At 36.3% G+C, this 22,371-nt stretch carries 19 protein-coding genes; 5 read left to right on the top strand and 14 right to left on the bottom strand.

Translation table 11 applies throughout. The features are described 5' to 3' along the window. Positions 1-3 precede the first annotated feature (3 nt). Genes HNQ37_RS01405 through rsgA form a run of 4 tightly spaced genes read right to left on the bottom strand, consistent with a single transcriptional unit; the run spans position 4 to position 2,986 of the window. Positions 4-1,233, bottom strand: a complete 1,230-nt coding sequence (locus HNQ37_RS01405; protein ID WP_183538587.1) for a DNA recombination protein RmuC — start codon at positions 1,231-1,233, stop codon at positions 4-6. Then, positions 1,233-1,886, bottom strand: a complete 654-nt coding sequence (gene rpe, locus HNQ37_RS01400; RefSeq protein ID WP_183538584.1) for a ribulose-phosphate 3-epimerase — start codon at positions 1,884-1,886, stop codon at positions 1,233-1,235. The genes HNQ37_RS01405 and rpe overlap by 1 nt, the downstream gene beginning before the upstream one ends. After that, entirely contained in the window at positions 1,879-2,160 is a 282-nt protein-coding gene (locus HNQ37_RS01395) for a hypothetical protein (RefSeq protein WP_183538582.1), read from the bottom strand. The genes rpe and HNQ37_RS01395 overlap by 8 nt, the downstream gene beginning before the upstream one ends. Beyond that, positions 2,141-2,986, bottom strand: coding sequence for a ribosome small subunit-dependent GTPase A (gene rsgA, locus HNQ37_RS01390; protein ID WP_183538580.1), 846 nt, complete (start codon positions 2,984-2,986; stop codon positions 2,141-2,143). Before rsgA ends, HNQ37_RS01395 begins: the two co-directional genes overlap by 20 nt. A 543-nt stretch (positions 2,987-3,529) precedes the next feature. Between rsgA and HNQ37_RS01385 the strand changes: the two genes are divergently transcribed. After that, positions 3,530-3,763 carry a hypothetical protein gene (locus HNQ37_RS01385; protein ID WP_183538578.1) on the top strand — a complete coding sequence of 78 codons (234 nt, stop codon included), beginning with the start codon at positions 3,530-3,532 and terminating at the stop codon, positions 3,761-3,763. A 383-nt stretch (positions 3,764-4,146) separates the two neighbouring features. After that, entirely contained in the window at positions 4,147-4,569 is a 423-nt protein-coding gene (locus HNQ37_RS01380; RefSeq protein ID WP_183538576.1) for a cupin domain-containing protein, read from the top strand. A 425-nt stretch (positions 4,570-4,994) separates the two neighbouring features. On the opposite strand, the gene HNQ37_RS01375 is transcribed toward HNQ37_RS01380, so the two are convergent. From HNQ37_RS01375 to HNQ37_RS01350, 6 genes are all read right to left on the bottom strand, one after another. Next, positions 4,995-5,969 carry a coiled-coil domain-containing protein gene (locus tag HNQ37_RS01375; RefSeq protein ID WP_183538573.1) on the bottom strand — a complete coding sequence of 325 codons (975 nt, stop codon included), beginning with the start codon at positions 5,967-5,969 and terminating at the stop codon, positions 4,995-4,997. A gap of 235 nt (positions 5,970-6,204) precedes the next feature. Then, positions 6,205-8,601: a phenylalanine--tRNA ligase subunit beta gene (gene pheT / locus HNQ37_RS01370; RefSeq protein ID WP_183538571.1), complete on the bottom strand. Its 2,397-nt coding sequence runs from the start codon at positions 8,599-8,601 to the stop codon at positions 6,205-6,207. A gap of 35 nt (positions 8,602-8,636) precedes the next feature. Continuing rightward, positions 8,637-9,677 carry a phenylalanine--tRNA ligase subunit alpha gene (gene pheS / locus HNQ37_RS01365; protein ID WP_183538687.1) on the bottom strand — a complete coding sequence of 347 codons (1,041 nt, stop codon included), beginning with the start codon at positions 9,675-9,677 and terminating at the stop codon, positions 8,637-8,639. A 97-nt stretch (positions 9,678-9,774) separates the two neighbouring features. Continuing rightward, complete coding sequence (locus HNQ37_RS01360; protein WP_183538569.1) at positions 9,775-10,254, bottom strand: glutathione peroxidase; 480 nt, start codon at positions 10,252-10,254, stop codon at positions 9,775-9,777. A gap of 348 nt (positions 10,255-10,602) precedes the next feature. After that, a complete protein-coding gene (locus HNQ37_RS01355; RefSeq protein WP_183538567.1) occupies positions 10,603-11,910 on the bottom strand; it encodes a hypothetical protein in 1,308 nt (435 codons plus the stop codon). After that, positions 11,910-13,439 (bottom strand): glycosyltransferase, encoded by a 1,530-nt coding sequence (locus tag HNQ37_RS01350; RefSeq protein WP_183538565.1) that lies wholly within the window; start codon positions 13,437-13,439, stop codon positions 11,910-11,912. Before HNQ37_RS01350 ends, HNQ37_RS01355 begins: the two co-directional genes overlap by 1 nt. 214 nt (positions 13,440-13,653) lie before the next feature. On the opposite strand from HNQ37_RS01350, the gene hslO reads away from it, so the two are divergent. The 3 genes from hslO (at position 13,654) to dusB (ending at position 16,228) form a co-directional block, all read left to right on the top strand. Continuing rightward, the gene (hslO, locus tag HNQ37_RS01345; RefSeq protein ID WP_183538563.1) at positions 13,654-14,520 is read left to right on the top strand and encodes an Hsp33 family molecular chaperone HslO; all 867 of its coding nucleotides are present in this window, start codon (positions 13,654-13,656) and stop codon (positions 14,518-14,520) included. Then, complete coding sequence (locus tag HNQ37_RS01340; protein WP_183538561.1) at positions 14,517-15,038, top strand: dihydrofolate reductase family protein; 522 nt, start codon at positions 14,517-14,519, stop codon at positions 15,036-15,038. The genes hslO and HNQ37_RS01340 overlap by 4 nt, the downstream gene beginning before the upstream one ends. Before the next feature lie 155 nt (positions 15,039-15,193). Beyond that, positions 15,194-16,228, top strand: coding sequence for a tRNA dihydrouridine synthase DusB (dusB, locus tag HNQ37_RS01335; protein ID WP_183538559.1), 1,035 nt, complete (start codon positions 15,194-15,196; stop codon positions 16,226-16,228). 132 nt (positions 16,229-16,360) lie between these two features. Here dusB and HNQ37_RS01330 read toward each other — a convergent pair whose 3' ends face one another. The 4 genes from HNQ37_RS01330 to aspS form a co-directional block, all read right to left on the bottom strand. Next, complete coding sequence (locus HNQ37_RS01330) at positions 16,361-18,283, bottom strand: fructose-1,6-bisphosphatase (protein WP_183538557.1); 1,923 nt, start codon at positions 18,281-18,283, stop codon at positions 16,361-16,363. Between the two features lie 452 nt (positions 18,284-18,735). Continuing rightward, a complete protein-coding gene (locus HNQ37_RS01325) occupies positions 18,736-19,623 on the bottom strand; it encodes a YitT family protein (protein ID WP_183538555.1) in 888 nt (295 codons plus the stop codon). Next, positions 19,623-20,516, bottom strand: coding sequence for a YitT family protein (locus tag HNQ37_RS01320; RefSeq protein WP_183538553.1), 894 nt, complete (start codon positions 20,514-20,516; stop codon positions 19,623-19,625). Before HNQ37_RS01320 ends, HNQ37_RS01325 begins: the two co-directional genes overlap by 1 nt. 45 nt (positions 20,517-20,561) lie before the next feature. Then, positions 20,562-22,325 carry an aspartate--tRNA ligase gene (gene aspS, locus HNQ37_RS01315; protein ID WP_183538551.1) on the bottom strand — a complete coding sequence of 588 codons (1,764 nt, stop codon included), beginning with the start codon at positions 22,323-22,325 and terminating at the stop codon, positions 20,562-20,564. Positions 22,326-22,371: the final 46 nt, after the last annotated feature.

Genomic DNA, 22,371 nt, shown 5'->3' with positions numbered 1-22,371 from the left:
ATTTTATCCTTCCTCTATATTCAACTCTTCACTGCTATCTAAAGCATCCAGTTTATTTAGTTGACGATTCATCATATTCGTTCTAGTGTTAATCAAATGGTCAATGTCTTTATTTGATTTTTGAAGATCCTTCTGAATTGCTTCTAAAGCTCCTCCATATTTACTAAATTCCGTTTTTACATTAGTCAAGAGATTAAAGACTTCGGTTGACTTTTTCTCAATCTGTAAAGTTTTAAAGCCCATTTGAAGTGAGTTAAGTACGGCTGTCATTGTAGTTGGACCAGTTATATTTACTTTAAAATCACGACGAATCTGGTCAATAAAACTACCATGTTCAGCATTAACAATTTCCATGAAAAGACCTTCGGTTGGAAGAAACATAATTGCAAAGTCAGTCGTCTTAGGTGGAAGAATATATTTACCGGAAATGTCTTTCGCAAATTCTCGTATCCGTTTCAAAAGTTCTTTACGAAATTGATCAACCTGGATCTGATCATTGGTTTCCTGAGCATCAATTAATCGCTGATAATCCTCCAATGGGAATTTCGAGTCGATTGGCAAGAGAACTTCAGCATTATCCATCTTTCCTGGAAGAACAACAACGAAGTCAACTTTATTTGCTCCTTGAATATTTTCCTGCTCACGGTATTGAGAGCGTGGCATAATATCTTCCAAAATTTGGTTTAACTGAAGTTCACCAATGATACCTCGCGTTTTGATACCTGACATAACCTTTGAAAGAGAACCCACATCACTCGCCAAATTACGCATTTGGCCTAAGCCTTGTTCTACTGACTTGAGTTGAACTTGAACTTGCTCAAAGCTCTGAGAAATTGATTTTTGAAGCGTTTCTTGTAATTTCTCATCAACAGATTTTTGAATTTGTTCAAGCTTTCTTTCATTTGACTCCTGCAAGTCTTTGAATTGTCTATCAAACTTACTATTGATTTGCTCCGTTAGCTCAGCCAATTTTTTATTATTATTTTCAGCAAATTCAAGCATGTTTTGACTGGTGATATCTATAACTTGGTTTAGAGCGCTATTGATTTCTTGCCGGCTTTGTCCTAATTCTTGACGAAGATCTTGTCGAATTTCAGATAAATTACCAGAAAGATTTTCAATTTTACCCACCATTCTCTCGTCCTGTGGTATTTTTTTGAAAAAATTTGTAATTTCCAAAATTATAGCAATCAGGACTCCAAATACCAATAATATTTCTAAGGTTGTTGACATTATAACTGTGCCTTCAATTTCCTAATTTGCTCGGCTGGTTCTCCACTGAAAGTAAAGGAACCTGCTACAAAAGCGTTAGCTCCGGCTTGTTTAGCCAAAGCAATTGTCTCATCGGTAATTCCCCCGTCTACTTCTATATCAAAATTTAAATTTCTAAGCTTACGAAACATAGCTAGATCAGAAACTTTTTCCAAGCATTCAGTAAGAAATGATTGCCCACCAAAGCCAGGATTTACTGTCATAACAAGAACCATATCAACTAAAGTCAAAACTGGCTCAATTGCAGAAACAGGTGTGCCTGGATTTATCACCACGCTAGCTTTCATCCCCGCTGCCCTAATTTTTTGTAATGCACCATGAATATGTGAGGTTGCTTCAACATGGATTGACATAGAGTCCGCACCTGCCTCAGCAAATGCAGTAACATAATTTTCTGGATTTTCAACCATCAAGTGGCAGTCAAAGAAAAGCTTACTATATGGGCGCATGGCCCCAACAACCCCAGCTCCAAAGGTCAAATTGTCGACAAAATGCCCGTCCATAATATCTATATGTAGCCAGTCAGCGCCAGCCGCTTCAAGGCGTATAGCTTCTTCAGTAAATTTTCCGAAATTACCTGAGAGAATCGAGGGAGCAATATAATAATCAGTCATTTTCATCCACCATGCTTTCTACAACTTCCTCTTTTTCAATAACTTTCTTCATTTTCTTTGCTTCATCAGATTTTGTTGGCCCTGCAATCTCCCTCATCATCAAGAGAGATAAGAAAACCACTACTACAAAAGTCAAAACAATAAGCAAAATGAAGAGTGGATTTTCCCACTTCCCAATAGTTCCTTTAAGAAAAATCAATAGGAACCAAAGTAAAAGTAAGATAAAAATTGATACTGAGTGAATCACAACTAATTTACTGCGGTTTTTTTGCATTTTTTTGGTAAACCTCCCGAGTCTTATTTATTTCTGACGACAATTGCAAAAAACTTTCAAAACGAGATTTTATAATTTCTCCATTTCCTACAGCAAGCTTAACTGCGCAACTTGGTTCATGTGTATGAGTACATTCACGAAACTTGCAAGCAGCACTTATTTCATAAATATCAATGAAGCAGCGATTTAGTTCTGGAATATTATCCACCTCATAATCAAGACTAGAAAATCCTGGCGTATCTGCAATTCTCCCACTTGCCACCTCATATAATTCAACATGACGTGTTGTGTGCTTACCACGGCCAAGGGCAATAGAAATTTCACCCGTTGCAAGTTTTAACTCTGGTGCAATTTTATTTAACAAGGTAGATTTTCCAACACCCGTCTGCCCCATAAAAACAGTAACTTTATCCTTCAACTCATAAAGTAAGTCCGCTGGTCGCTCAAAAACTTCGTAGCCAATACTCTCATAATCTGACAAATCAAGCTTGCTCAGGTCTGTTTTAGTCAAATAAATCATCCCATGAATGTGGCGATGTTCAAGTAAAACCAAAAAGCGATCCATCAAATTTCGGTTAAATTTGGGTTCAACTGATGACATAACTACAACTACCTGATCTATATTAGCAATTGCAGGGCGAACAAGAAAGTTCCTTCTGTCATGAACTGCTAGGATATAGTCATTTTCAAAATCAACAAAATCACCTACAAGAGGCTTCACATTTTTTTTACGAAAATTTCCACGTGCTCGAGTTTCAAAAATTTTACCTTCAGAGTTAACCGTGTAAAAGCCTCCCAATAATCGAATTATTCGTCCTGTCTGCATATAGAATCATTATAACAAAATATAAATTAGAACTGTAGCTTTTCACTGTATTGCCTAGATAAATTTTGACCTATTTTGACAAATAATATTAATAATAAAATTCACTTATAATTAGTAACTAAAAAATTGTAATATTAAGTTAGTCAACTGAGGAAATAAAAAAGAACTTGAGTTTGGAAGAACAACAAGCGGATAAAAAATTTTGAGGTAGAGCTTAATGTAACACAAAAGGTAAAGAGGTCGCTTACACGGATAGTCAGCTGATTGAATGTATGCAATGGACCATAATTCTAAACTCATGTCAAACCTCAATGAAATTTTTAATGCGTGCGTCATAAATAAAAAAACATTATAAGCCATTCTTTAAGAGCTCTTATGTATTTTCTTGCTAAAACACTACCACTGGGTGGACAAAGGCTGGCTGGGCCTTGAATACCTCATTAGTTTAAATAGTTTAAAATAGCTTAGTAAAATACAACCTAGGTATCAGGTTGACCGGTCGTTTGACCAACGTTCAGAGAACTTTCATGAAGAATTTAGCAATTGGGACATCAACATGGTGCTTTTGCACTCACAGGCTCCAAAAAAAGCTTTGAAATGATTCATCTTATTCCTAACAAGACCTCAGCGTTAGTCAACATCGCTCCTTTGGCAGTTCAAAAGAGGCTCAGTTTAAATCTATCACTCCAGATAATGGTCATGACTTATCATCCGGTTTCTATTACCATTCCTCTGCGAGGTTTGAATGTGGAAGGAATGAGAAACATAATCGTATGATCCGACGCTTTTTCCCCAAAGGAGCCAAAAAGACAACGGCTAGAACCATTGCCAAAATTGAGAGATGAATAAATCGTTATCAAAGAAAAATCCTCAAGTATCATAGGCCACATCATATATTTATGGACGGTAAAATTGAATTTTCAATTCGCCCAGCAAACCCACACAAAATAGTGTCTAATTATTTGACATTTGTACAGTCCTTCTTAACATCGCTTAATCCAGGTTCGGTCAAATGATTGACTTAATTTTATGAGTTTCTGCAAAGCAAAATAAAAGAAAAAACAATGCTTATTGCTTGACTTGAAAGCGTTTTTATGATAATTCTTAAATATAGATGATTTGTTTGTAATCATTCTAATCATTATGAGGAGGATTTTCAAATGACTTTTGATTTTAAAGATCACGGAAAAACACAGTTTGTTGTCAACATTGAGGACTACACTAAAGAAAATGAAAATTATCGTACCACAATTTGGACTGGGGAAAAACTTCAAGTTACACTCATGACAATACAGCCTGGTGATGACATAGGATTAGAAGTTCACAAGGGTATTGATCAATTTCTTAGAGTTGAGGAAGGAAATGGTCTATGTCAAATGGGTGATGCTGAAGACAATCTAACTTTTAAAAAAGAAGTTTCAGATGGTGATGCTATTTTTGTACCTGCTAATACTTGGCATAATGTCAAAAATACTGGTGGCAAATTACTTAAAATCTACACTATATATGCTGGCCCTGATCATGTTCCAGGTACAATTCATAAATCTCATGAAGATGCAAAGAATGATCCAAATGAACATTGAAGTTCAGAAAAGCCTATACAACAACATTTGATATGACCCTAAAAATTTTTTAGAGCATTAGCTCTTAGCAATCACTAACTTATAAGTTTATGGAACAGAACCGAAAAACTTGATATTTTAATGACGAGATGAAAAACTACTTCGTTTGCGGTCTCCCTTCAGGGGGGTGAGCAGACGAATTTTTTCTATCTCATGTATAGATAATATAATATCACTCTGAACGATATTAGAAGTCAGTGTACAAGGTCCGGCGGTTCTTGCTAAACGCTACAAAAAAACAACAGCTTAATCTGTTGCTAAAATTGAGGCTTGGATGAATCATTGTCAAAAAAATATTTAAGTATCAAGCCCCATTTTTCACGTTTTATGGTGGCCAACTTATAATTGTAATTTGCTATTTTTTAAGATTTTAATTTGAATATCACTTAATCTAACAAAATCCATGTAACCCAGGCAGATGGCCCCTGAGACTGATAAAGTGCAATGACAGCATTTAAATATTTTTGAGGTGCCATAGAAGCATAGTCAACACCATGAGAAATCCCATTCATCTGGAAGTAACCATATGTTTGGGTAACAGGATTTATAGCTGTTGGATTCCCACCCGATTCATAGTAAATGATCTGTAACCATTTATCAGCTGAGACACCAGTGCCATTTGCTACATACTGAGCAGCTTGTGCAGGAGACCAACCTGACCAATCAGCTGCTGCTGGAATATTTGGCTTCGTAATTACAGGAGGAGCCGGAGAGGAAGTTACTGGAGAACTTGGTATAGTTACTGGGGGAGTGACAGGTGTATTGTTGATAGGTACTGAAATATTAATAGTCGTTTGAGCAGTCGCAGGAGGAAGACTTTTCTTTACCACTTCTGCCTGAGCAGCTAATTCATTCTGTTTTGATGTTTCTTCTGCAGCAATCTCACTACCATATTTTGTGTATAAAATACTAATTGTAGATTGGGCTTGGTTGCTCCCACTTTCAATTTCTTTCTTCTGCTCAGCCAATTTTATTTCATCTTTTTGTAGTTGATCAATATTAGAAACGGACGAATCAATAATCTTACTCATAGCTAAAGCTTGCTCTAGAGAAAGGTGCTGGAACAGCATTAAATAAACAAGATTACCGCTATTATAATTCGGATTAAGCTGCATGTTCCGCATCTGATTTTCAATCAAAGATTTACGATTAGCAATATCATTTTCAAGATTAATTGAATCAATGGTATTTTGAGCTAGTTTTTTAGATAAACCATTCAATTTTTTTTGATAATCAAGCATTTCCTGTTTGGTTGAAGATGAATCAGCCTTTATATCCGAATTTGAGAAAAATCCTAAAAGGAAAATTATTCCAACCAAGCATAAAGAATATGCAAGAATTTTATTTAATTTTTTTTTCATGTTATTCTTTTTGTACTGCTTTAGCAGTTCTGACGATTTTAACATAATTTAACATTTTTCTCAAATATGCTATTAAATCAAGGCTTGTATACATTTTGATTCATCAATTATATATTATTGGAATTTAACTCAGCTTTTGCTTTTCAAGTTTAAAATTGATAAACGTATCAAAAAGATAGCCCTCCACCTTAGCACTACGTGTCAATCGTGGCTAGTCCTATCAGTTTTAAATTTATTAGCGAATCTCAGCTTGTACTTTTTCGGATAAGCTTTTCATGATTTTGTTCATAGCATTATTGATTTGTTCATCAGTCATAGTGTCATCAAGATTTTGAAAAGTCAAAGTATAGGCCATTGATTTTAAACCTGCGCCCAACTTTCCACCAGAAAATACGTCAAAGAGTTCAATCTTCTTTAAATTTTTTACATTTCTTGATTTAATAGCTGAAAAAATTTCAGCATGACTGATCTCTTCCTTTACTATCAAAGCAATATCACGGGTCACCGCTTGAACTTTTGGAATTTCTTCAAAAACAGTTTGGTGGGGAACTTCTTCAATTAAGATATTTACATCAAGCACAGCAACATAGGTTTCTGCAATATCATATTTTTTCACCAAAGCTGGGTGAACTTGTCCAACGAATCCTAGCACTCGATCATTTAGCTTTATCCTAGCTGTACGACCTGGATGCATCCCTTTATTCTCTGAATAAGGTTCAAATTCAACTCTATCATAGCCTGCCAGTATGTTTTCAACGATTCCTTTCGCATAGAAGAAATCAATTGGAGTGGTTTTTTCGTTCCATGACTTCTCAGTAATATTACCCGAAATAGCAATTGCAAGATCTGGCACCTCCGCTGGACGCCCATCCTCGGCATCACTTGGCAAAAAGACATTACCAATTTCATAGATTGAAACATCCTCATTCTTTCGATTTTGGTTGTAATTGATTATATCAAGAAGGCCAGGAATCATGCTTGTACGAAGAACCTGTCGTTCTTCCGACATTGGCATCATCAAATATGTTGTGTCAATGTCACCACTAAATTCAAAACTTTTTTCTGGCGTAGTTAAACTATAGCCAATCACTTCATTAAGACCTGCTGCTTCGAGCTGCTTCCGTAATTTTAGTCGAAGTTTTTGCATGGGCGTGCGTTCCCCAGCATTTTGTGTACTTGGAAGTGTGGCTGGTAATTTATCATAGCCATACATCCGAGCTACTTCTTCAATTAAATCTGCCTCAATATGAATGTCCCAACGACGGGAAGGAATTTCACAAACAAACTTATCTCCCTCGATTGCAAGTGAAAAGCCAAGTGCTTCAAAAATTGTTTTAACTTGAGCCTGTGATAATTCAGTTCCTAAAGATGCATTTATACGGCCCAGACTTATTGAAACTTTTACCAATTCTGGTTGAAAATTGTTTGATTCCACAACTCCCTTGAGAACCTCACCGCCGGCAAGTTTAGTAATCATTGCTGCAGCAAAGTCCAAAGCTTCACGGACAGTTGCCTGATTGATTCCTCTTTCAAAACGAGATGAAGCCTCTGAACGAAGATTGTACTTTTGTGAAGTTTTACGGATACTAATTGGATCAAATAAAGCAGCCTCAAGTGCAACAGTCACAGTCTTATCTGTTATTTCAGTATTTTCTCCCCCCATCACACCTGCAAGGCCTACTGGAAGGCCAGCCGAAGTAATAACAATGTCTTCAGAAGTCAATTCTCGGTCAATATGATCTAAAGTAGTTAATTTTTCACCATTTTTAGCTTGACGAACCAAAATTTCATCCGAGCCAAATTTACCAAAATCAAAGCTATGTAGCGGTTGACCATAGTACATCAAAACATAATTTGTCACATCAACTACATTGTTAATTGGCTTAATACCTGCATTCATCAGACGATTTTGCAACCAAACTGGTGACTTGGCAATTTTTACGTCTTTAATAATACGAATTTTATAGGTTGGGACATTGTCTGTCTCAACTTTTATAGAGATCTGATCAACTGTTGCCTGGTCAGATTCAACCAAATTATAAATTTCTTTTTTTACCTCTAGACCATATATAGCCGCCACTTCATGAGCAACCCCGAGCATGGACAAGGCATCTGCACGATTAGGAGTGATTGAAAGTTCTATAATCTCATCATCCATATCAAGATAAGGAAAAATGCTGTCACCAACAATAGCATCGATTGGCATCTCATAAATCCCTTCTTCATGCTTCATTGGATTAATCCTATCGCTCACACCTAACTCGTCCAATGCACAAAGCATGCCAAAGCTTTCATAGCCTCTCATCTTACCTTTTTTGATCTTAGTATTTTCAGCAATACGAGCACCAACTAGAGCAGTGATAGTCTTCATTCCCACGCGGATATTTCCAGCTCCACATACAATTTGCAATGGTTCTACTTCACCAACATTGACCTTACATACGTGCAAGTGTGTTTCAGAAATATCTTCAAATGATACGATTTCACCAACTACTAATTTTGAAAGACCAAAAGCAGGTGTTGTCACACCTTCAACCTCAATACCTGTTGTTGACATTTTTTCTTCAAGATCTTCAGCCCGTGCTGTCAGATCAGGCACTAGTTTCTTCAACCATTTATACGATATGTTCATTTTTTTACTTTCTTATTTATAAACTTTTGGCATTCTTATTTACCAAATTGTTCAAGAAATCTTACATCACCTTGATAGAATCCACGAATATCATTAATACCATATCTCAACATTGCTATACGTTCTTGACCAAGTCCGAACGCAAACCCAGAATAGGTAGTTGAATCAAGCCCACTCATTTCTAGAACATTTGGGTGAACCATCCCTGCTCCAAGAATTTCAATCCAACCTGTGTGTTTACAGACATTACAACCTGTTCCGCCACATTTAAAACAAGAAATATCGACTTCAACAGATGGTTCTGTGAATGGAAAATAACTTGGACGCCAACGAAGATTCCGAGATTGACCAAACATTTTCTTCATTACAAGATCTAAGGTACCTTTAAGGTCCGCCATTGTAATGCCTTTATCAACCACTAGGCCTTCAATTTGGTGAAACTGATGACTATGGGTCGCATCATCCGTATCCCGACGATAAACCCGCCCGGGAGCAATCATACGAAGTCCACCATTGTTGAAATCATGAGCATCCATGGTACGCGCTTGCATAGGCGAGGTGTGAGTACGTAAAAGAGTATCTTCTGTAATATAGAAAGTATCTTGCATGTCTCGTGCCGGGTGATCTTTGGGTAAGTTCATTCTTTCAAAATTATAATGATCTGTCTCAACTTCGTAACCGTCAACAATTTCGTAACCCATGCCGAGGAAAATTTCTTCAATTTCTTCTTGTGTTTGAGTCAGAATATGCCGACTTCCTGAATGTTCCTTTTTACCAGGTAAAGTTACGTCAAGTGTTTCTTTAGCTAAGGTTGCATTTAAAGCTTCTTCTTCTAGTTCAACTCGCTTTTCTTCAAGGAGTTCAGTAACCTTATCACGAAACTCGTTGGCCATTGCGCCAATAATTGGACGCTCTTCGTTAGACAAACCTTTCATGCCCTTCAAAATATCCGTCAAGGTTCCTTTTTTCCCCAATACTGACACCCGAAAATCACTCAAATCTTTCACATCTTTGATAAGCTCAAGACTTTTTAAAGCATGTGTGCGAAGTTCTTCAATTCTTTCTTGTAAATTCATATGGTCTTTAATCATAGCTAAATTTAAAAATTTATCGTTTTAATTTAAAGTCAGATTAATTAAAATCTGTTCAGCTATTCCTTTCATTTAGTGCAAATTAGCCAAGTAAATTTTCGATTGATTCAATTAGCTTTTCTGGTTCGGTCGCTGGAGCAAAACGAGCAACCACTTCACCATCACGATCAAGCAGAAATTTAGTGAAGTTCCATTTTATTTTATCACTGAGTAAGCCGTGCTTTTCTTCTCGAAGCCACTGGTAAAGGGGATGGGCTTTCTCTCCATTAACATCAATCTTTTGAAACATAGTAAAAGTCACACCATAATTTACCTTGCAAAATTCTTCAATCTCAGAGTTTGTTCCATCATCTTGATTTGCAAATTGATTGCATGGGAAACCTAAGATTTCAAGGCCTTTTTCATGATAATCCTCGTATAATTTTTCTAGTCCTTCAAACTGTGGAGTAAAACCGCACTTTGAGGCAGTATTCACTATAAGAACTACCTTACCTTTATATTCCTTCATAGAAACTTTTTGCCCATTCATTTTTAATGCGCTAAAATCGTAAAACGACCTCATGTTAACTCCTCTTTCTGTTTATTTTCTTTGTTTTGGCTACGAGCATATCTAAAAATCAAAAATACCACAGTTCACTCCCTCTGAAAGGAGCGAGAGCCCGCGGTACCATCCTAATTTATAGCTTAATTTACTTTCTCATTTGTGTGAGGTGAAATTCACTATCTTCTGCGTTACCCTAGTTTTCAGTCAATGACCTGGGCTTCCTTAAACACTCCAATAATTACTCTTCTCGCATGAGCTTATTCAATTTGATTTATTCTATCATTTTCACTAAATTTTGACAAGACTATCACACTGCATCTGCAATTATATACTTTATCCAAAGATACCGGGCCATATCTTTTCCAACTACTTAAAAATCTTTTGATAATCATGAACTGATGAAGGTTTTCCTTTTTTTTCATGTAGAGTGTGCAAGTATTCGCTGTAGTCTGACTTTGAAATTAATTCTGAAATTTGTGTTTGTGTTTCAGTAATCAATTCATTGGCCTGGCTTTTGGCAACTGTTCTATCTCCAATTACAAGTAAGCCTTCCAAGTAAGCTCTCTGAACGACATTCTCCCATTCAGCTCCTTGGTTAAGATCAAGGTAGACATCATTTTCCAAAAGTAAGGCCAAAAGATTTTTCAAAGAGATAGCTTCAAGTAACCTGACATTTGAATGCTTTTTAGCTAAATTTCTAAGCTTTTCAGATACATTTGAAGGTGCTGCTATGGTCCATGTTGCTCCGGATTTACTAAGATAATCAGCAAGTCCCTCATCATATAATATCTGATCACTAAGTGTCACTGTCAAAAAACTGCGATGTTGCTTGATGGATCTCCGAATATTTTCAATTTGACCCAAATAGGCCAATCCAATCCTTCCCTCCTCGTATGGTTTCATTATTTTTTCTATCTTTGCCAGCTCATTTATATTTTCAAAAAGAATTCGATACGTTGAAGTACGAACAGATAAAATCAATTTCATGTTAGCAGGTAATTCATCAGAAATTCGTTCTTGGAAATACAGTGTAGAGGGAATTTTCGGAATTTCTTTAGACACCAGAAAGGGAGTTGACATAGAATTAATAATGATTTCATCAAAACTAGAACTATATTCTTCAATGAATTCTTTAACAAAAAAGCTGATATCTGGATAAATTTTATCATTTCTTTGAGTATGTCTAATAATTGAACGGCTTAAGAGATCAAAAGTCAAAACCTTATTCCCATTTGCATCATAATAGATTTCCTTGATAGGCTTGCCTTCTTGATTATAAAGCACATCTGCATATTTAAACCCTTGACGGTTATAGCGGAAGGCAACTGTAAATTTCCCTTCCAGATTAAGCCAAACGACTTTTTTTACTATCCGTTTGCTATTAGCAATATAAAAGATATAACCTCTTAAAAGGTCCCCTTGTAAAATTTCAGCCTTTAAGCCATCTATATTACGAATTTCAAAAAATTTTGGGACTTTAATTTCATTAAAATGTAAAGCTTTATCAGGTAATTGGTCCGCTCCTATCGCATGAGCTATTGGATTTAGTACTGTAAGTGGTTCAAAGCCACCATAAACCACATTGATGTGTAAATAAGGAATAGAGGCTTTATTTAAACTATAGAGAAAACGCCGGGTCGCTTGATTGTAGAGTTCTGTGAGCACTAATTTCATTATAAAGTTCCCCCAATTTCAAAAGAATTGACAGGCTTCTTTCCAAGACTGATATCATAGAAATCACGCCAGAGGGATTTTACATTTTCTGCCAAATATGACTCAGCTTTGGTTTTAGAAAATTCTATAGCACACTTATAATCCATTTCTTGAACCATTTTCCTAATCATATTTGAAAAAATTTCAACTTGTTCTTCCTCGTTTTTGAAACTCTTTGGAGAAATGCAGAAGCCATTTATACCATTTTTTATAAATTCACTATTACCATAATCCACATCTAAACCAATAATGGGAAGACAAGCTGATACAGCTTCTAGAAGTGTTAAGCCAAAGCCTTCTGAAGAGGAAGCTGTCAAATATCCTCCATAAGAACCGTAAATAGAATTGTCAAGATCTAGGTGCCCATGTAACTTGACAAAATCTTTAGCATTAAGTTTAGCAATCAAGTCACGCAATTCCTTAACCAGTTTACCAGCCCCATAAATATGAAACTCAATTTCTGGAAGCTCTTCCTTTAATGCAACAACTGCCCTCACTAATACATCGATATGTTTCTCTGCTGCTAAACGACTTGCCGTCATAAATTTGTACTTGTTTTCTTCTACAGCTTGGCCATCGTTCAATTCATTAATAAACCCAACAGGAATTGTGATTATTTTTGTATCAACACTACCCATTTTATTAAACTGATCTTTCAATTTCTTCTTTTGTTTATCCGTCGAAACAATAAAATAATCAATATATTTTCGATTGCTAAAGACAAACTCGTAATGATTATTCCAAAGCACCCAGTTATCGTCTATCATCCGTTCACTAAAATGCTCTGCATGAATGACGACCGCATACTTAGCATCATTCTTATTCTGAAGTAATTCCGCAGCAATTCCCGCGTTTCGATCAATGATTACCAAATCACCCTTTCCAAAGTTAAGACGATGGAAAAATTCATTATAAAACTCGCCTTTTCCATAGAGCACTGAATCACCAAGGAACGTGACAAGAATTTTACCTTCATGTAAAAACTGCTTCATTGATTGCTCACCATCTTCATTAAAGAAGTAGCGACAAAAAATTTCCTTCCCGTTGTAGTAATCAATGTTGGTCAAACGGTCACTATAATGTGCCACTTCTTGCAGATGTTGAGAAACAATTGTATCAACACGATCTATGCGAAAAGTTCCTGGAATGAGCCAGACTTTATAAAGGCTTTCACCATATGAAAAATTGACCGCTTTTTCTCCATCATCCTTACGTAAAAAATAGGAAGGTAAGGTCAATTGAAAATCATCAACCATAAAAGTTGAAGCGTGATTTTTCTGCCCTGCCATAAACTTATAAGCATTGAGCGTCACATCGATATCAATGCCTATTTTTTCAGTAAAACGACTATAATTGTTATAACTATAATCACAATATATGAAAAGTTGCTTTTCAGGGAATTGTTTGACTAAATCAAAACGGTATTTCTGGGCGTACTCAATTCCACTCGATGATGGACCAATTCCTTTGTTTATATGATAAACTGTCAATTTTAGTCTCCGTAATTGGAGTCTACTTAAGAATATAATGGTGCAGACCCTTGCTATTAGCTTAATTATAACACTTTGAAAAGAAAGAATTTTTAAAGATCTTATGTTTGTTAATTTTCACTAAACCCTCTCACTCCCTATTAGGGACGCTTAATTTGTTATAATCTAGATAAAATAAACATATGTATTGAAATTAAAAAGGATGTATAAATTCATGGACAAAATTATTAAATCTATATCGTTGAACGGACATTTCCGTGCTTTTGCCCTTGATTCGAAAAGAACCGTGACTGAAGCTCAAGAACGTCATCACAGCCTATCCAGTTCTACCACCGCCCTTGGTCGTACTTTAATTGCGGCTCAAATTTTAGGAGCTTTAGAAAAGGGCGATGCTAAGATTACGGTGAAGGTAATTGGTGATGGACCAATGGGAGCAATACTAGCCGTTTCAGATGCCAGTGGGAATGTCAAAGGCTATGTCCAAAACCCTGATCTTGATTATCGTCGAACTTCAACAGGCGAAGTTTTAGTTGGAGAGTTAATTGGTAATGGTTTCCTAATTATCATTAAAGATATGGGCTTGCGAACGTCTTATACCGGACAAGTTGACTTAATCAGTGCGGAAATTGGCGAAGACCTAGCTTGGTACTTCCTCCAGTCTGAACAAACTCCAAGTTCTGTAGGAGTCAATGTCGTTCTGGAGGAAAATTCTGATAAGGTCAAATCTGCGAGTGGTTTTTTACTTCAAGCTTTACCTGAAGCAACAGATGAAGAGATTAGTCTAATGGAAAAACAAATTAAAGCAATGCCAGCACTTTCAGCCTTAAGTATTAATGAAATTTTGCCAAATATTTATGGTGGTATGGATTACAAGATACTTGAAGAAAGTTCACTTGCTTTCAAGTGCGATTGCAGTAAAACTCGTTTTCGTGAAGGCATTCGCTCACTAGGTTCTGCTGAAATTACTTCTATGATAGAAGAAGATCATTATGCAGAAGTCATTTGCCAGTTTTGCGGACGTGATTACCATTTTTCTGAAGCAGAATTAAATGAATTGATTTTGGACTCTACAGAAAAATGACTGTTAAACTCTACATTGCAGCAACACTCGATGGCTATATTGCAGACAGAAATGAAAGTCTTGATTGGCTTTTTGAAGTTAGTGGTAAAGGTGACAATGGCTACGGAAAGTTCATCAGTCAAATTGACAATCTAATTATGGGAAGACACACCTACGAATGGATGATTAACGAAATTCAAAATATAACTCATGAAGATTGGCCTTATTACGGAAAATCTGTCTATGTTTTAAGTCGACAAACATTACCCGACAATAAATATGTCAAATTCGTCCTTCCTGAGAATTTACAAAAAATTGTCAAAGAGCTAAATGGAAACATCTGGAATGTAGGGGGCGGAGAGACCATTAAACTATTTCTTGAAAATCATCTAATTGATGAGCTTCAAGTTACAGTTGCTCCAGTTCTGTTAGGTGACGGAATACCTTTGTTTCCAAAGGGAAATTATTTTGAAAAGCTTGAACTTATAGAAACAACTACTTATGGTCAGTTTGTTGAACTACATTATAAAGTTAAGTAATCCATTTTCCTTTTCAGTGATCTTTTTATCCAGCATTAAAAAATATTTATTTTATTAATAATTATAGTGTCCAAGTATGACTCAGTTACTAAGTTATCAACCTCTGACAAACACATCAACAAATTATCTACAACTTTTTTGTTATAATATCAAGCATGACACGCAATACTAAATATACTGGGAGCTACACAATTGGGACTGGCGAAAAATCAGTAGTAGTCGAAAATCGTATTGTTCTAGCTCCAATGGCTGGTATTACAAATAAAGCTTTTTTGACGACTGCCAAGGAATTTGGCGCTGGTCTCGTCATTTCAGAAATGATTTCAGATAAAGGAATTGAATTCCGTAATAAAAAAACACTTGACATGCTTGACTTCGTTGGTGTTCCACATCCTTTGAGTATTCAAATTTTTGGGGGTAATTCAGAAACACTAGTCGAAGCGGCTAAGTTTGTTGAAAAAAACACAACAGCAGACATTATTGACATCAATATGGGTTGTCCAGTTCCAAAAGTTACAAAAAATGATGCTGGCTCCCGCCTTTTGCTAGATCCAGATAAAGTTTACGATGTAGTAAGCAAGGTTAGCAAAGCTATCTCAATCCCACTTAGCGTGAAGATCCGTCTTGGCTGGGATAACGATCATCTCTTTGCAGTTGAAAATGCGAAAGCTATTGAAGCTGGTGGCGGAGCTCTGGTTGCAATGCATACGCGCACAAAAGCAGCTGCTTATACAGGTCACGCAAAGGATAATTGGGACTGGCTTGGGAAACTTACAGACGCTGTCAAAATCCCTGTTATTGGTAACGGAGACATCAAAGGGCCTGAGGATGCTAAGCAAATGATAGATCAAACAGGCGTCACTGCTGTAATGATGGGACGTGCAGCTCTTGGCAATCCTTGGGTACTTAATCGCACACGCCATTTTTTTGAGAGTGGCGAACTCCTTCCTGAGCCTACAATCAATGAAAAAATACAGATAGCCAAGATACATTTAGAACGTCTAGTTGAACTCCACGGTGAACATCTTGCTACTCTGGAATTTCGATCACAGGCTAGCTACTATCTCAAAGGGGCTAAAGGTGCTGCGAAAGTTAAAGTTGCGGTCAACCAAGCTGAAAGTCCTCAGGAAGTCTTTAGTATTTTTGAAGATTTTTTAAATCCAAGTTTAACTGTCTTCGATAGCTTTTAATAATTTTAGAACTTAGTTCTAAGTTTGACAAAACTTGTTACAACCTAATATTCGCATTCAATAAAAAACTATCAGAAAAAGGGTCTAGTCCTCAAAAATTCTGATAGTTTTTTTAAAAAATTGATAGCGAAGTCAAATGAGATCATATTTCTCAAAGAGGTATTCAAGATCTGCAATATTTTTCATCAGACTTTGACCTATATTTGTATCTTTTACACGTACTGGCTCTTCAACCTGTTCAACTAGTCGATTGGCACTAATGATGTCAGTTCCTTTGTTTACAGCTGCTTCAACAGTTGTAAAAGGTTGGTGAGCGACAAGCTGCATTCCATAACTATTATAAAGCAAAGTATAGCCTGCTATTCCTGTTTCTTTTTGATAAGGCTTCGAAAATCCTCCATCTATGACAATTAATTTACCATTTGCTTTGATCGGGTTCTCGCCATTTTTTTCCTTAATTGGCGTATGTCCGTTAATCAGATGACCATTTTCATCCATGTTAAAATTTCGTAATATCATTTTAATGATTTCTTGATTTTCTCGAAGCTCATAATATGGATTTTTCTTTTCAATATGCGTGCTCTTGTCACCTATATAGTAGCGTTCAAATGTTGTCATTGCTTCTTTTCCAAAAAGTGATGAACATTCGCCAACCCAAAGGTACCAAAGCAAATCAGTTGAAAAATCATTTGTTTGCTTTGGATTAGACAAGCTTTTTCTCACATTAAAATCAAAAAAATCCAATAATTCACGTCCTGCATAAGCTTTGTCACCAATTCTAAAAGACTTAAAATCTCCATTTTCATGTAAGGGAATGCAACCATGAATCAACAAATTTCCATTATACCTCAAATACATAGAACCGTTTTCTAATAGAAAGTGAACATGTTTCAAAAGTTTATGTGAAGACTTGAAATTTTCTAATAAATGTTTAAGCATTCTTTCTTCTTCTTCGGTCAGACGTGCTGGATCTTTTGGATCAATCGTTGGAGCTTGAAAGCTGATCAAATCATAAACACGATGATTTAAAGTTATCTTTTGATTGCCAAAGTCTATAAAGTTCAATACATCGCGATGTCCAAGCAAAAACTCTGGTCTGCGTGCAATAAGCTGACTTTCCAGTTTAAATTGTAAGATTGCTGCAGCTTGTTGCAATTTATTCAGAAGTTCACTTTCTTCATTACTGATCCGGATACCCTCAGTCAACTGGGGGACAAAGGCTGAACTTGGTTTATAATAGCGCTCTGCATAATCAATAAATGCACGCATATTAATTCCATAACGCTCTTCTAGAATGTCTAGATTAGCATATCTTGAACAAATTCTTACCACATTCATCATCGCAAGTGGTGAACCCGCAATAATTGCCATCCAAACAACATCATGATTTCCCCATTGAATATCAACTGACGGCATGTCTATTAACCGATCAATAATTTTATCTGGATGTGGTCCACGATCGTAAATATCCCCAACAATGTGTAGATGATCAACTGTTAAACGCCGAATTGTGTCAGCCAAGGAAACAATTAGATTTGAAAGTTCTCCCAATTGCTGTAGTTTTTGAATAATTGAACTAAAGTAACTCTTTTTTTCAGCCGTTGCATCCACTTCATTCAGTAACTCTTCAAGGATGTATCGAAAATTTTCTGATAAAGCTTTCCGTACCTTCGAACGTGTGTACTTCTGACTTGCGAATTTGGCAACTTTTAGCAATTCGATAAGCTTTTTCTGACAATATTGGTTAAATGCATTATCCAAAAATAGAATTTTTTGAGCTTCTAACTTTTCTTGTGGGTAATAAATCAAGGTAGCTAATTCTGAAATGTCTTCTACCGTAAAATTTGGAAAACAATCACGTATTTTTTCTTTAATGCTACCTGAACCATTTCGAAGGACATGATTAAATGCATCATATTCTCCATGAACATCACTCATAAAATGCTCTGTCGCCTTAGGTAATTCGCAAATTGCACTTAGATTAATGATTTCTGTCAAAACAGCTTCTTTTGAAACAAAATTCTGTTTAAGCAATTTGTAATATTTTTCTTCCAAAACTACCTCTTTTTATGATACAGTATAGCACATTAGATTCAAATTATAATTCACAAATAATGAGCTTGAAGTTGCATTAAGTTTCTTTAAATAACCTTTCAATTTTATCAAGTGCCTTGTTATAAGTACAGCTACAAAATGAAAACTTAGCAATAACTCCTAGATAATATACGTCCAGAACAATTATCACTATAAATAGATTTCATTAAATTAAAAACTTTAGAATTGGCAATTATCCTATCAAACACATTTTTAGAAGCAAAATAACACATACTGATTAATCTCACATTCATAAGTGATAAACCAATTGTTTCTAATTTGACTAGACATTTTAGGAAATTTGATAAAACTTTATATTTTTTATTTTCCTTTCCTTCAGCTTAAATATTTCAAAAAAAACACTATCAATTTTTTTGGAGTGTCTTTTTTCAACATTACTATTTTCAAATTTCTTATTTTAAACGCCGAATTTTTTTCTCTGCATAGTCAGATTTGGAGTAATTGAAGTCACCAATGACCTCATGTACATTAATAACCGAAGTGAAGGCATGCTCATCAATTTTTAAAATCGCATGTTTAATTTCTTGGATTTCTCGTGGATTTAGAATTACATAAAGAATTTTCTTTTCCTCACCTGAGTAAGCACCTTCACCATTTAAGAAGGTCACACCGCGCCCAAGTTTTCGCATGATCTTCTCTGCCAACTCTTCTGGTTTTGAAGTGATGATGAGCATTCCACGAACCGTGTAACCACCCGACTGGACGAACTCTAATACTTGACTAGCCACAAAACTACAAATCAGTGTATACATCATTTGCTTTAAATCAATATATGATAATGAAGCCACAAGTACAATTGAGTCAACCATTATAAAAATTGTAGACAAAGGAATTCCGTTTTTTACCTGCAAGAGACGGGCTACAATATCTGTACCACCTGTTGTTCCCCCTACTCTAAAAACAATTCCCACTCCACAGCCTGCAGAAACACCCGCCAAGAGGGAACCAATTAACATATCATTACCGACTGAGATGGAGAAAGGAATTCGTTGGAAAAGCCAAATCCAAAATGTCAGACTAACAATACCACACACGGTAAAAATGAAAGTTCGACGTCCTAAAAAACGATATCCAATAAAAAGCAAAGGAATGTTCAAAACAAAGGTAGTAATAGATGGGTCAATATGCAAAAGAGCATGACCTATAAGAGAAATACCAGCAACCCCACCCTCGGCGAGGTGAGTCCTCATATTAAAGTTGACAAACCCAAAACTATATATCGCTGTACCAAGTACAACGGCAGCAAGACTCACAAAATTTTTTTTAATCAGATTTATCATTATTTACTATTTTTCTCTTCATTGAAATTCCCGAGCACTCGGATATTTTGAGCTAAGGTTACAAAAGCATTTTTATCGGATTCATAAATCGCTTGACGAAACTCATGATATTCCGAATTAGTAATCACTGTAAACATAACAGTCTCGCGTTGGTGAGTATATCCACCCTCGGCACCACGAACAAAGGTAACGCCTCTTCCTAGCTTATAAAAAATAGCATCACGAACATCATCGGGAAATTTAGTGACAATTGTCACTTGCATTTTCTTCTGTCGGTTAAAAACAGTATCAACCATACGACCATTGATGAAAACATATATAAGAGAATAAAAAAGATGCTGAGGGCCAAATAGGATACCTGCTGTCAAAATGACAACGCCATTAACAACTGTACTCAAATAACCGACTGACATGCCAGTTTTTTTTCGAATTGTCAGAGCAACAATATCTGTCCCCCCACTCGAAATACCCAGTCGCATGACGTAACCTATTCCAATTCCCATTAAAACGCCACCAAAAATAGAATTCATTATTGGATCTTTGGTAAGAGCCCATGAAGGCATCAACTGAATAAAAATTGAGCTTAATGTAATTGACATAAAAGTATAAATCGTAAACTTTCGACCAATTGTAAACCAAGCCATAATCAAGAGAGGTAAATTGAGGACCCAAATAATTACTGAAATTGGAAGTAGTGTCCCCCCAAAAGTTCGTGAGAACAAAGTAAAGATAATTTGTGAGATACCTGTCACACCGCTTGAGTAAACTTCACCCGGCTGTAGAAAAAAATTCAGAGCCAAAGCAGACAAGATACCATAAACCACTGCGGCTGAACTTTTTTCAATAAATCTTCCAAGGTCAAAATATTTAAGAAATTTTTGCTTGATTGTCATAATCTGGTCCTTTATATCCTCAAATTGAAGTTATAAGCCACTCTATCACTCTAAAGTATTGATGTGGAGTTCATCGAGTTGTTTTTGAGAAACCGGACTTGGCGCTTGAGTCATAGGGTCAGCTGCCCGATTATTTTTAGGGAACGCAATAACTTCACGAATATTATATTTACCTGCTAAAAGCATTACGAAGCGATCAAGACCAATTGCAAGTCCCCCATGTGGTGGGAAGCCATATTCAAGAGCTTCAAGCAAGAAACCAAATTGTTCTTCAGCATCTTCAAGTTTAAATCCAAGAGCTTTAAGCATGGTTTCTTGGAGCTCACGCGTATTAATGCGGAGTGATCCGCCACCTAACTCGTAGCCATTTAGTACAATATCATAAGCATGCGCACGAACTTTTTGAAGATCGGAATCTTCTGATGAACCATCTGCAGTCAGGAATTCTCGAGTTTCTGCAGTTGACAAGGTAAATGGATGATGAGCTGACATATAGCGTCCTTCTTCTTCAGACCATTCAAAGAGCGGCCAATCAACCACCCAAAGGAAGTTGAACTTGCTACTGTCAATAAGATTATGTTCTTTGGCGATAGTTTGACGAAGGGAACCTAGAGCACTATTAGCTGTGTTTAATTTATCAGCAACAATCAGAACGAGGTCATTTTCATCTAGATCAAGCTCTGAAACAAAAGCATCAGCCTTATCAGATAAGAATTTAGCAATTGAACCAGAGAGTACTCCTTGTTCAACTTTTACCCATGCAAGTCCTTGAGCTCCATTTTGTTTGGCTTGCTCAGCCAACTTATCTATGGCTTTACGAGAATATTGGTTAGCCAAATTTTTAGCAACGACAGCCTTTACTGCTACTGCGTCTTGAAAAACTTTGAAATCAATCGTATGGGCCAACTCAGTTAAATCTTGAAGCTTCATCTCATAACGCGTATCCGGTTTATCTGAACCATAGAAGTTCATAGCGTCATCATAGCTCATACGTGAGAAGGGAAAAGTTACATCAATTCCTTTGACATCCTTCATGACTTTTGCAATCATGCGTTCAACCAATGTTTGAATTTCTTCTTCAGATAAGAAAGAAGTTTCCAAATCGACCTGCGTAAACTCTGGTTGGCGATCACCACGTAAGTCCTCATCTCGGAAGCATTTAACAATTTGATAATAGCGATCAAGCCCCGCAGTCATTAAAAGTTGTTTCATCAATTGTGGTGATTGTGGTAGCGCGTAGAATTCTCCCTTATTCACACGTGATGGTACTAAATAGTCACGTGCACCTTCTGGAGTTGACCTGTTCAGAAATGGTGTCTCAACATCAATAAAACCTTCGTCATCCATATATTCACGAATAGAATGCGTAATAGCATGCCGAAGACGAAGATTGGCTAACATTTCAGGCCGACGGAGGTCCAAATAACGATACCGCATTCGGTTCTCGTCTGAGGTTTCAATGCCATCCTTAATTTCAAATGGCGTGGTCTTTGAAGTTGAAAGAACTTCGATTGACTCAGCCTCAATTTCAACACCGCCTGTCTTGATATTATCATTTTTATTTGAACGCTCAATGACTTTACCTGTAATTTCTACAACAAACTCAGTGCGTATAGCTTTGGATGTTTCAGTAACTTTCTCTGAAGCTGTCTCCTGATCTACAACAATTTGTACGATACCTTCACGATCGCGCACATCAATGAAAACAAGTCCTCCTTTGTCACGACGTTTTGCAACCCAACCTTTGACTGTGACAATTTGACCTAAGTACTCTTCAGTTATGTTCCCAGCGTAATCTGTACGTTTCATACTTCCCCCAAAATATTAATCATACGAAAATCTTATTGCTTGACTC

This window comes from Lactovum miscens (assembly GCF_014202895.1).
Classification (GTDB): Bacteria; Bacillota; Bacilli; order Lactobacillales; family Streptococcaceae; genus Lactovum; species Lactovum miscens.
This window is presented reverse-complemented; position numbering and strand designations above follow the sequence as displayed.